Origin of the sequence: Microcystis sp. LE19-10.1B (assembly GCF_027530565.1) — a bacterium.
In the GTDB taxonomy this organism is placed as follows: Bacteria; Cyanobacteriota; Cyanobacteriia; order Cyanobacteriales; family Microcystaceae; genus Microcystis; species Microcystis aeruginosa.
The window spans coordinates 1-11,701 of the sequence record NZ_JAPZQM010000393.1 but is presented as its reverse complement, the minus strand read 5'-3'; the positions used below and the strand labels follow the sequence as shown (position 1 = coordinate 11,701).

General features: G+C 43.0%; 13 protein-coding genes. 5 read left to right on the top strand and 8 right to left on the bottom strand.

Annotated features, from left to right (window positions below; translation table 11 throughout):
• Positions 1–466 precede the first annotated feature (466 nt).
• On the top strand, positions 467–1,786 hold the full coding sequence (locus tag O9332_RS14300) for a type IV pilus twitching motility protein PilT (RefSeq protein ID WP_002758958.1): 1,320 nt from the start codon (positions 467–469) through the stop codon (positions 1,784–1,786).
• Positions 1,787–1,876: 90 nt separating this feature from the next.
• A complete protein-coding gene (locus O9332_RS14295; RefSeq protein ID WP_002758959.1) occupies positions 1,877–2,623 on the top strand; it encodes a circadian clock KaiB family protein in 747 nt (248 codons plus the stop codon).
• On the opposite strand, the gene O9332_RS14290 is transcribed toward O9332_RS14295, so the two are convergent.
• The gene (locus O9332_RS14290) at positions 2,620–2,832 is read right to left on the bottom strand and encodes a hypothetical protein (RefSeq protein WP_002758960.1); all 213 of its coding nucleotides are present in this window, start codon (positions 2,830–2,832) and stop codon (positions 2,620–2,622) included. The two genes, O9332_RS14295 and O9332_RS14290, sit on opposite strands and share 4 nt — an antisense overlap.
• Before the next feature lie 72 nt (positions 2,833–2,904).
• Between O9332_RS14290 and O9332_RS14285 the strand changes: the two genes are divergently transcribed.
• Positions 2,905–4,566, top strand: coding sequence for a M14 family metallopeptidase (locus tag O9332_RS14285; protein WP_012264942.1), 1,662 nt, complete (start codon positions 2,905–2,907; stop codon positions 4,564–4,566).
• On the opposite strand, the gene O9332_RS14280 is transcribed toward O9332_RS14285, so the two are convergent.
• The 4 genes from O9332_RS14280 to O9332_RS14265 form a co-directional block, all read right to left on the bottom strand.
• The gene (locus O9332_RS14280) at positions 4,561–5,028 is read right to left on the bottom strand and encodes a pepsin/retropepsin-like aspartic protease family protein (RefSeq protein ID WP_002758964.1); all 468 of its coding nucleotides are present in this window, start codon (positions 5,026–5,028) and stop codon (positions 4,561–4,563) included. The two genes, O9332_RS14285 and O9332_RS14280, sit on opposite strands and share 6 nt — an antisense overlap.
• A gap of 22 nt (positions 5,029–5,050) precedes the next feature.
• Positions 5,051–5,179, bottom strand: a complete 129-nt coding sequence (locus O9332_RS14275) for a hypothetical protein (RefSeq protein ID WP_287969786.1) — start codon at positions 5,177–5,179, stop codon at positions 5,051–5,053.
• A 136-nt stretch (positions 5,180–5,315) separates the two neighbouring features.
• On the bottom strand, positions 5,316–6,308 hold the full coding sequence (locus O9332_RS14270) for a pentapeptide repeat-containing protein (protein WP_002758966.1): 993 nt from the start codon (positions 6,306–6,308) through the stop codon (positions 5,316–5,318).
• Between the two features lie 33 nt (positions 6,309–6,341).
• A complete protein-coding gene (locus tag O9332_RS14265; RefSeq protein ID WP_002758967.1) occupies positions 6,342–7,550 on the bottom strand; it encodes a hypothetical protein in 1,209 nt (402 codons plus the stop codon).
• 362 nt (positions 7,551–7,912) lie between these two features.
• Here O9332_RS14265 and O9332_RS14260 point away from each other — a divergent pair, with 362 nt between their 5' ends.
• Positions 7,913–8,710: a glutathione S-transferase gene (locus O9332_RS14260; protein WP_002758970.1), complete on the top strand. Its 798-nt coding sequence runs from the start codon at positions 7,913–7,915 to the stop codon at positions 8,708–8,710.
• Here the strand turns inward: O9332_RS14260 and O9332_RS14255 are convergent.
• From O9332_RS14255 to O9332_RS14245, 3 genes are read right to left on the bottom strand one after another with little or no spacing between them, the layout of a single operon-like run.
• A complete protein-coding gene (locus O9332_RS14255; RefSeq protein WP_288026102.1) occupies positions 8,644–8,835 on the bottom strand; it encodes a hypothetical protein in 192 nt (63 codons plus the stop codon). The genes O9332_RS14260 and O9332_RS14255 overlap by 67 nt on opposite strands.
• A 42-nt stretch (positions 8,836–8,877) precedes the next feature.
• Positions 8,878–9,567, bottom strand: a complete 690-nt coding sequence (nblR, locus tag O9332_RS14250; protein ID WP_002758972.1) for a response regulator transcription factor NblR — start codon at positions 9,565–9,567, stop codon at positions 8,878–8,880.
• Positions 9,568–9,608: 41 nt separating this feature from the next.
• Positions 9,609–10,118 (bottom strand): hypothetical protein, encoded by a 510-nt coding sequence (locus O9332_RS14245; RefSeq protein ID WP_002758973.1) that lies wholly within the window; start codon positions 10,116–10,118, stop codon positions 9,609–9,611.
• A gap of 209 nt (positions 10,119–10,327) precedes the next feature.
• On the opposite strand from O9332_RS14245, the gene O9332_RS14240 reads away from it, so the two are divergent.
• The gene (locus O9332_RS14240) at positions 10,328–11,503 is read left to right on the top strand and encodes a hybrid sensor histidine kinase/response regulator (RefSeq protein ID WP_002758490.1); all 1,176 of its coding nucleotides are present in this window, start codon (positions 10,328–10,330) and stop codon (positions 11,501–11,503) included.
• Positions 11,504–11,701 lie beyond the last annotated feature (198 nt).

The window sequence follows — 11,701 nt, the reverse complement described above, 5'->3', positions numbered from 1 at the left end:
GAAATGGGGCGAAAGTCTGTGGACTCTGTGTAAGACAGTACATGGTTTTTTAACTGTGGTATGCGACGGTGGTGGAAGCAGAAACTTAAATCGTGAGGTTTAGGAATCGCCGCACTTTTAGGGCGGCGAGGATGTCAACGTATTTACCTCCCCTAAGACTGATAATCAAACAGAAATGAGTAGTCAAAATCATCAGCCCTCAACCTCCATTATAACGATTTTGGGGTCTAAATCCTGTTTAAAAGGTATAGGAGAGGGGGAATTATAAATTATGAAGTGGGGAAGTGGGGAAGTGGGGAAGTGGGAAGAATAAATAAAAATAATCTCCTGTCTCCTGTCTCCTGTCTCCTGACTCGGAGACCAGTGACTCCTTACTCCTCAGTCTAACGTCTGTGAGGAATTGAGAAATTGGGGATGAGATGTTAGTACAATCGGGGAATAGTAAAAGAAAAAACCCCTATTGCTCATGAGTCAAAATCCCAATTCTTCCTCGCGACCACTGCAGCCGCTGCCGGTTCCCTCCATGCCGATACCTCCCTCAGAGTTAATCACGGAAATCAGCATGGGGATAACTGAAGAAATGACGCAACAAGTGGCGACACCGACCAAAAACGTGCCGAATATGCCGCAAAATGGTCAAATTTCCGCCCCACGTCCTCCCCAAAATCGCGCTCCCAGTCAGGCTGCTTCTCCCCAAACGCCACCCCGGCCGGGTCGCGCTCCCAATCAACCCACCTTAGAACATTTGCTCCGGATGGCCTTTGATCGGGGTTATTCGGACGTTCACCTAGGAGTTGGAGAAAAACCCCGGATGCGGGATCGTGGTGAAATGATTATTCTCAACTATCCTGAAATTGACATCAACACTTTTTATAGTTGGTTACGGGAAATCCTAGGGGAAGAAGAAATCCTTCGCTTTAAAAAAGACCTAGAATTTGACGGTGCAACTCAGTACGAATTCGCTAGGGTGCGGATTAATATCTTTGAAAGTCTGCGCGGTCCTGGGATGGTTTTGCGTCTAATTCCCATGAAAATCCTCACTATAGAACAATTGGGCTTACCGGCTGTGTTACGGAATGTGTGCGATGTGCAGAAGGGATTGATTTTAATCACCGGTCCGACGGGTTCAGGGAAAACCACCACCCTAGCAGCCATGGTCGATTACATAAATAAAGAACACGCCAAACATATTATCACCATCGAAGACCCGATCGAATTTGTCCATCAAAGTCGTCGCAGTTTGATCAAACAAAAGGAAGTGGGAATACACACCCATGAGTTCGATAATGCCCTAAAAGCCTCTTTGCGGGAAGACCCAGATATTATTCTGGTGGGGGAGATGCGGGACAAATCCACCGTTAATACTGCCCTGAAAGCTGCCCAAACTGGTCACTTAGTTATGGGAACCCTGCACACCAACAGCGCCGTTAAAACCCTGGAGCGGATTTTAACTCTTTATACCGCCGAGGAACGGGAATCGATGCGGGTGGCGATCGCAGAATCCTTGGTTTGTATTATTTCCCAGGGTTTATGTCGCACCACCGACAGTAAACGGACCGCTTTTCACGATATTCTCGTCAACACAGAAACCGTCAAAGATTACATTTGCAGCGGCAAAAATGACGAAATTATCGAATTAATGAGAGATGGCGAATACCATGGCATGATTACCACTAATCAATCTCTGTTTAACCTCTATCAAGAGGGACGGATTAGCGATGAGGTCGCCCTGGAAATGTCCCCGGTTCCCAATGAAATGGCGATGATGCTGCGGGGTAGAATCTAGAAAAACCCTGAAGGAAATCCTTGAGGGGTCAAGAGTTTAGTAGTCTAGAAAAATAGAAGCTCCTATTGATTCCCTAGGGGAACCCCTCAAGTGACCACTTCCGCGATTGTGTTGCCCGATATTTTTAAAGGCATCGCCCTGTTTACCCCCGGGGGCGACCTGATTTACTGTATCGATCCTGATAAACAAACTCATTGGCATCTGAATCTCTGCGCTGCTCTCCAGTCCGCTTTAGGGTTGCCAGAACCCCCCCATTTTTTAGTTCCTAGTTTTACCGCTACCATCGATCGCTGGCGAGATCCCTACAGTCACCGTATTCATACTAGAGCCGAAGTCTATCCCCTTGTCCGTCGCTATCAGCCTTTATTAAATGCTATTTTCGCCACGGACGAGCGAGCTTGGTTTACTGTACCTTGGCAGGAACAATCCTCTAATCCCACTATCTTAGAAACCTATCGTCAGCAGTTTCCCCAACTTTGGCAATCCCACGATCTGATTCTCCGTTATCAGGAACGCCCCGCAACGACTTCGGGGATTAGTGCTGACTCTGACTATACTAACCCTAGTCCCAAGGGTTATGTTTTGCGGTTATTTGTCTCCGGCAATAATGCCAATACTAAACACACCCTAGAATCGATCCATCAGCTTCTAGAGCGAGAATTACACCATCCCTATACCCTGAAAGTGATCGATATCTCTAAGCATCCAGAACAAGCGGAATCTAATCATGTCTCTGCTATTCCCACTTTAGTCCGGGTTTGGCCGCAACCGGTGAAACGCATCATCGGCGAATTTGAGGATTTACCGCGAGTATTACAGATTATCGCCACCGCTTAGGGGTTAAAGACTTCTGACTCGATTCCTCGCCACCATTCGCCCAATTTCATTAAGTCTTGCTGAATATCATCCAATTCTTGGATATATTCCTGTTGGGAAAGACTGGCACGACGTTCTTGCAGTTTTTTGAGACGCAATTGCACCAACAGCCAAGGCTTAGAAATACCGTTAGTTTCTTCGATATAGCGAGCGATATCCTGACTATCCATAGTTTTTTACTGTTATTATCCTATATTTTCTCAAATTAACCCGAGACTCCTTTTTTTTAGTTGCAGAAGATTATGTTTGATTTTAGCCACTATTACCCCTACGCCGAATTAGTTTCTTTCCTGAAAAACCTAGCCTCATCCTATCCTAATTTAATTAGCCTCACCTCGATCGGTAAAAGCTACGAAAATCGAGATATCTGGTTAACTACCCTAACAAATCAAGCCACAGGCCATTATTTAGAAAAACCTGCCTATTGGATCGATGCTAACACCCATGCGGGGGAAGTAACAGGCTCTGCCGTCGCTCTCTACACTATCTCCCATCTTTTGCGCCAATACGGTCATAATTCCCAAATTACCAGACTTCTTGACCATTACACTGTCTATATTTTGCCGCGATTAGCCGTGGATGGAGCGGAAAAATATCTCACTACTCCCTATCTGTTACGATCGAGTATTCGCCCCTATCCCCACACGGATGAGAAACCGGGGCTATATCCTGAAGATATTAACGGCGATGGTTTAATTCTACAAATGCGCCAAAAAGATACCTGTGGCGCTTGGAAAATTTCTGAACAAGATCCTCGCATTATGGTGCGTCGCGAACCGGAGGAATTTGAGGGAACTTTTTACACTTTGCTCACCGAAGGTTTAATCCGCGATTACGATGGCTATAATTTTACCACTGCCCCCACCCTAGAAGGCTTAGATTTTAACCGCAATTATCCCGTTTATTGGGTTCCTGAAGGGGAACAACAGGGGGCCGGAGATTTTCCTTTTTCGGAGCCAGAAACCCGTGCAGAAGCGGAATTTTGGGCAAATAACACTAATATTAATGGCTTCGTTACCTATCATACCTATTCAGCAGTCATGTTGCGTCCCTATAGCACCCATCCCGATGAATATTTCCCCGTGGAAGACTTAGAAATGTATAAATATATTGCTGACAAGGGAAAAGCAATGACTGGTTATGAATGCGTTTCTGTCTATCACGATTTTCGTTATCATCCCAAAGAAGTGACTAACGGTGCCATGGATGATTACGGTTACGATCATTTTGGTTGGTATGGTTTTACGGTGGAGTTATGGGATGCACCCACCCAAGCGGGAGTGAAAAAAGATGATTATATTCAATGGTTTCGCTGGCATCCTTTGGAAGATGAATTGAAGTTACAGCGTTGGAATGATGAGAATTTGGCGGGAAAGGGTTTTATTAATTGGCAAAGTTTTGATCACCCCCAATTGGGAGAGGTGGAAATTGGCGGTTGGGACTTTAAAAATGTCTGGCAAAATGCCCCAGAAAAGTATTTACCAGATTTATGTGAGAAACAATGTCAGTTTACTATTGCCCATGCTTTAATGTCACCTCTTTTAGCTATCTCTCGTCTTGATCTTAAGTCGGAGGGAAATGGTATTTATCATCTGGTTTTACAGTTAGAAAATCAGGGATTTTTACCCACTTATACCAGTAAAAAGGCACTGGAAAGAAAGATCGTTCGTCCCATTCAAGTCAAGTTAAATTTAGCCGATGAGGTGAGTTTAATAGTGGGAAAATTAGAGCAGGAAATCGGTCACTTAGAAGGGCGATCAAATAAAGTATATAGTAGCCTCGCTCATGGTTTAGATTATCGCTGTACGGTGGAATGGGTGATTAAAGGAGTTTCTGGTCAAGAAATCGAGATTATCGCTATAGCTGAAAGAGCCGGAACAGTCAGACAAAAAGTGATTTTATAGAGCTATTTTGTTCGATAAAATTGTTAAATAAGTCTCGTTAGATTCCGTGGGTAAAACTCGTAGTTTTTGGCTGCGAAGATCTGGTTCTAATCCCAAAGCTTCTAAAGGAATTACTCCTAATAAGTTGTTTTGACCTCCAGGTAATTCCAAACATTCAAAAGTCCCTTCCCGTCCCGCAATAATCAAGGTAGCATCGCGAAAAATTCTCGCTTTTCCTATCCCTTTAGCCGTAGCCACATCTACTTCTTTTAAAAGCTGTAAACCCAAGCTGGAGATTACTTCCGGCACCAGACAAAGAGTAGTTGCTCCCGTATCCACCAAGACATTTTCTAGGGTAAGAGAGCGAATTTGTTCCGGTGCGATCATACCATCCTCTGCACGAATTTGATCCGCTCGATTGATAACTGTAATGCTGGTGTAGATTTTGCCCATATCTTCTGCAATAATTGCTGGATTAACCATAACACTACCCTCAATTCTACCCCTAAATTATACCAGAATAACTGCTAACAACAATGTCTAAGTAGGGCTTGCGGCAAAAAGTTTTTCGTGGGGACAGGGTGTGGGGTGTGGGGTGTGGGGTGTAGGGTTTTACCGATTTTGAGGGGGTCAATTACCTAATTTTCAGGGAAAAAGTCCAGGGATTTTACCCCCGATCACTCCAATGGTAGGCACTTTTTGAGGGAAAAAAAGTCTAAAAGTCTTACCCAACAAGGTTTTTAGATTTATTCAGCCAACCCTAAGTAATTTTAATTATTAATCCGGCCATCGGGCATAATTGCACCGCGGAAGTTAACTCCCATCAGATTAGCACTCATTAACTCGGCACGAGTTAGATTAGCATTAGTTAAATCGGCACCGGTGAGATTTGCTCTAGCAAAGAAAGCATCGATTAAGTCAGCTTCGCTGAAATTAACTCCTGAAAGATTAGCCCTTCTTAAGTCAGCATGATTCATTCTTGCTGCTTGAAAATTAGCTTGACTAAGATTAGCTCGATCGAATTTTATTTGAGTCATAATTGCACTATGGAAATTTGCCTGCATTGCTTCTGTATCGGTCATTTTTGACCGCACTAAATTGGCTCCCGCTAGATTTGCCCCCACTAAATGCGCCCCGATTAAATTAGCATCAGTAAGTAAAGCATCTTGGAGATTAGCATTAGTTAAATCCGCTTTTCTGAGGTCAACATTGCACAAATTAGCCTCCTTTAAATTGGCTCCTACTAGATTTGCACGCACCAGATCAACCCCTTTCATATTAGCCCCTTGCAGGTCGGCGCGATAGAGATTAGCACTTTGTAAATTAGTGTTATGATTTTTCTTTTCCTGACGCATATTTGTTCCCCGCAAACAAGCACCAGTGAGGTTAGCACCACTTAAATCAGCCCCCCGTAAATCCGCCCCGATTAAGTTAGCATCAAGTAACGTCGCTAGGGTTATATCGGTATCACGAAGATTAGCACCTTGTAGCAGCGCTCCGTGTAAATTGGCACTGCGTAAATCTGCCCCATTTAAGTCAGCTTGGTTGAGACTAGCACCGCTTAAATTAGCTGTCACAAGATTAGCTTGAGCGAGATTAGCCCGGTTAAGATAGGTAAAGAGAAGATTGGCTCCGTGCAGATCTGCTTCATTTAAAACAATGCCAATTAAGTCAGCACCAACTAAATTAACTCCTGGTAATTTTAAGCCACTAAATTGAGTTTCTCCTGCGGCATAACGTTCAATTAATTCGTTGGGTTTCATAGGTAGAATGTCCAGATAAATTTGGATAAAAAATTAAAGAATTTTTTGTAAAGTTTGCACCAGAATACTGGCGGTTTGAACGTTAGCATCCGTATCCATTTGGGTTTGAGCAATATTGTATAGTTGAATTTCGATATCCTTGAGAGATTTCCCACTTTCGATGAGTTGTTGTAGTAAATCTTCTAGGGTATAACTTCGCAGAGTTGACCAATCTTGACCGCTCCGATCCCAAGGATGAAATAGGAGCGAGAAAATCAATATTTTGGCGCGTAAAGGATTAGCATACTGGAAAATTTCTAAACGAATTTCAAAGGGGTCGTAGGCGGGAATTTGTGGGGAATTACTGGGGTTGTTATTTGAGGAAGCCGGCTCGGCAAAGGGCAATTCCATGACTAATTGTGGTTCATTTAGATTGATGATCGAAGAGGAAAAATCCACAGGTTCACTTCTAGAGGGGGAGAAAGATGTGGTTTTAGCCGCAGAATCAGAATCATTCTTTAGATGAACTATTTGAGTGTTCAAGATTTGACTTTTTGACTCATTATCCTCTTCTTCGTCATCGTTATCAGTATCGTAGAGAGGCTCTAGTTGGGTAAGAATAATATCGGCTAGGGCTAGGTAGAGAGCTTTTTTATTAATCTTTTCGGCAACTTGCTTGAAAGTTTGTCGCAAGCTTAGGAAATTGGGATTGTTTCGCTGAAGTTCTAAAACAATATTTTTTAAGCCATAATTATTAATCACCGCTTGATCGTTTTCCCAACGATTTTTACAAGCGGCAAACATTAATTTTTGAATTCTCGCTGTCTCTCGATGATTTTCTATTCCACTAACCACCTGTCTTAATAAATTATCTTCCTCGTTGTTGACATCATTATTAACGGTGGTGAAGCTAGGGTTAACTTCCGGTTTCACTGGTAATAATTGATTGTCGTAGGCGGCAGCAACATTACTATATAATTGACTGATTTGCTCGATAATAACCGTGGCTACTCCCAGATAAGCTTTAGGACGATTGAGGGTTTTAACTAATTTATAAACAGAAAAAGTTAATTGTTCTTTATTGGTTTTGAGTTGCACTAACTCCTTCACCAGGTCTTCCATAGCCACACTGTTCAAAATATTAGGCTCATTTTCCCAATATTTTTTACAGATACAAAAGATTAATTTTTTGATCCGTAATTTTTCTTCGTGGCTGTCGAGATAGCGAACTACATCATTAAAAACGTCGATGGATAATTGCATAGTAACCTCTGATCCGAGAAAGGAGCCAGCCCTCGCACGCCTCTACTATAGCGGTATGCTATTGGTCTCTCGCGAGTCAGCTTGCCAGAATATATAAGTTATTCCTCGCTTTTAGTGCCTGAAAATATCCTAACCTAAAAGCGTGGCACTATTGAGTTGGGGTTGCCGGATCTGGTCTATCTTCCCTAAGAGTACCCAGCCTAATTCCTCAAATTAGCAAACGATGATTTTTTCGCCTGGCTCGTTTTTAGTACAAATGTTCGGACAAAATCGGAGTAAAGTCTTTAAGTTTAGACGACCGATGCCCGATAGGGTTAGAGTAATCAGGGAGAAACTGATTTATCGAGAGGCCATATCATCCCATGCTAGAACTCTACCAATTTGAATTATCTGCCTATTGTGAGAAAGTCCGTCTCATCCTCGACTATAAAGGTCTTGCCTATAAAAAAAGGGACGTGGTGCCGGGGGTGGGACAATTGGAATTATTCCGTCTTTCCGGACAGCGACAGGTTCCCGTCCTCAAGGATGGCGATACTTATATTGCTGACTCGACGGAGATTGCTTTTTATCTCGATCGCAAGTATCCTGAAAAACCAATTATCCCCACAGATCCCCTACAACGGGGTCAATGTTTATTAATCGAAGAATGGGCCGATGAATCCCTGGGATTAAAAGGAAGAACCGCTTTTCTCGGCGCTTTTGCCCAAAATCAAAACTTTCGTACCGCTTTTTTACCCCAGGAAACTCCCGGTTTTATGCGCTTGTTGCTGGGTTCCATGCCGGGGGAATTAATTGATATTTTGGGGGCGGGTGTAGGTCTGGGAAAAGATGCTATCAATACAGCGAAAAAGGGGCTACAACAGGATTTAGAGGCTTTGAACCTCATTTTAACCAATCGTCCCTATTTAGTCGGGGATCGGCCCACTTTAGCCGATTTAGCCGTGGCGGGATTAAGTGTGCTGCTTCAGTTTCCCCAGGGTTCCTATCTCAACTTACCCAGGGAATTGCAAGGCAAGGGGATTCCGGGGTTAGCCGATAATAGCGCCTACGAGGGCTTTTTTGCTTGGCGCGACCGTCTTTATAGTCAATACCGTCAAACTATCACCCCGGGAAGTTCCACCCCTCCTATCGATTCCCCCAACTCCATCCAGATTGAATAGCAGCGCTTGACTAGGCTGGTGGGGTTTGGGGTGTGGGGTGTAGGGTGTAGGTTGTGGGGTGTGGGGTGTGGGGTGTAGGGTGTGGGGTGTAGGGTGTGGGGTGTGGGGAGATTAAATAAAAGCAATCTACTGATCACTGATTACTGATCACTGATTACTGATTACTGTTAAGATTCCCGTAAAACGTAGCCCACACCACGCACGGTATGAATGAGGCGTTTTTGACCACCAGCCTCCATCTTCAGGCGTAAATAGCGAATATACACCTCAATAACGTTTGATTCTCCTTGAAATTCGTCTCCCCAGACATTTTCGAGAATTTGATCCCTCGATAATACTTCTTTGGGGTGAATCATGAGGTAGCGCAGCAGTTCAAATTCCTTCATCGTCAACTCAATATTTTTGTTTTTATAGGAGAGACGACGACTGGCTAAATCTAATACTAAGTCACCGAAACCCAATTGTTCGGGGGTAATTTCCAGAGGTTGCAGGTAAAAACGGATTAATTTGAGAAAAGATTGCGAATTATAGGGTTTGAGAAAATAATCGTCGGCTCCCGCTTCCAAACAGGCGAGACGTTCTTCTAGGGTTTCTTGAGATACTAACAAAATAATATAAACGCGACTTCCCTGGGAACGTAAACGACTACAAAAATTCACACCAGCCTCCGCTGCGAGGAAGCGATCGAGTATAATCATCGCTGGCTGCCAACTTTTCACTTCTGGGAAAGCGATATCAATGCTAGGCACGATCAGGGGACGATAACCTGCTTCTTTCAAGTCCGCACTAGCTAGTTTAGCGATATTCTCCTCAATTCCCACCAAGAGAATTGAAGAATTCGGAACGGATGTACTCATAAATCAGCAGCGGTAAAGAAATAGGAAAGACAGGGAGGGGACTACCTAATTATAGTTAATTGATTCTTGCCTAACCGATTTAATAAAAAAGTTAACGCTGTGGTGCGTTGGACAAAATTACCATTGATAGACCAACCGGTCACTCGATCGGGGGACGACCAAAGGCTAAGATGATCCACAGGCGGATCCGCATAAAAATTTTCTCCACCGCTACCCAATAAACAGGAACTCCAATGGGTAAAATAATCGTGACTAAGGCGATAAATGGGAAAATTACCGATTAATGGCACTCCCCACCCGTCTAGAGCTATTAAAGCTGCAATTTTTGCCCCTTGAGCTTGCCAATAATGAGCTAAAGCGATCGCATTTACCACCCCCGCACTAAACCCAATCAAGGTTAGAGCTTCTCCCGGTGAAAAAGCTTTATTTAAGCAAGAAAAAGGCGAAATAATAATATAGGGACTTAATTTGACCGATTGGCTCCCCAGATGTCCTAAAAAATCCTCGGTCAATCTAGAATCATGAAAACCCGTACAAATTACCAAAGACATAAAGTTAAGTAAAAATCTATGAGGGGTCAGTTATCAGTTATCAGTAATCAGTAATCAGTAATCAGTCATCAGTCATCAGTTTTTTCTCCCTGCTCCCCTACTCCGTCTCCCCACACCCTACATCCCACACCCCACACCCCACACCCCACACCCCACACCCCACACCCCACTTCCTAACCTCCCAAATCTCTTTAACTCTTGATTAAAAAATGGGACTCTCGCAGGATATAAAAGTTCTTTTAATCGAGGATAATTTAGCCGAAGCTCGATTATTAAAGGAAATTCTTAAGGGTAATGAAAAAAAAGAATTTCATCTGGTTAATGTCTCAAGATTATCCGAGGCTATTTCTTTGTTACAACAAACAGATTTTGATGTAATTTTATTAGATCTAACTTTACCAGATAGTCAGGGTTTGGAATCCTTAGCTCCCCTTTTAATTACGGCTCCGAAATTGCCGATCGTGGTTTTAACTAATACTAATGATGATAATTTGGCCTTGCAAGCACTGCGTCAGGGAGCGCAGGATTATTTAATTAAAAGAGAAGTAAGTTTAGAAATTTTAACTCGATCGCTATGTTATGCGATCGAGCGAAAACAGATGGAGGAAGCTTTACGAGAATCGAACGAAGCTTTAAAAATGAGCGTGATTGAACGCACTAATCAACTGGAAAAAGCTCAGGAATTAAATCAGTTAAAAACTGAATTTGTTTCCATGTTATCCCACGATTTTCGCAATCCTTTAAATAAAATTTTACTCTCGGCTGGATTATTAGAAGAAAGTCGCGATCGGTTGACAAAAGATCAGCAAGTTAGCTATTTTCGCATGATTCGATCGGCCATTAAAGACATGGATCAATTGCTCACAGAAGTGTTATTAATTGGCCGGGCCGATTCCGGGAGATTATACTGTCAATTTGATCCGGTGGATTTGCTGGATTATTGTCAGAAATTGGTAGAATCTTTTACGGTTAAGCCGGAGCCGCAATTAGCAATTATTTTCCAAATTGAGGGCAGCTTAGAAAGAGGACTTTGGGATATAAATTTAATTAAACATATCTTGACAAATTTACTGGGAAATGCTCTCAAATATTCACCCCAAGGCAACCCCGTAGAATTTAAGATTATTGTCGAATCCGAGCAGGTAGTCTTTAAAATTATCGATCGAGGAATTGGTATTCCCAGCAAAGATCAAGAACATTTATTTAAACCTTTTTATCGCGGTAGCAATGTCGATAATATTCAAGGAACGGGATTAGGATTAGCCATTGTCGGACGCTGTGTGGAAGCGCACAAAGGACAAATTTACCTAGAAAGTGAGGAAGGAAAAGGCACAAAGATCACGGTGATTTTACCGATTATTACCGACATTGAACACCTAAATTGAGATGAACAATAGGGTGGAACCAGAATTTTTTTTCTGCTGCCCTCGCTCCCTATCTACCTAGGGTCTGCTGAAAAAGTTTTTCCTAGAAGCAGGGTGTAGGGTGTAGGGTGTGGGGTGTGGGGTTTTACCGATTTTGAGGGGGTCAATTACCTAATTTTCAGGGAAAAAGTACCTGAATTTCCCCCTGATCACTCCCAT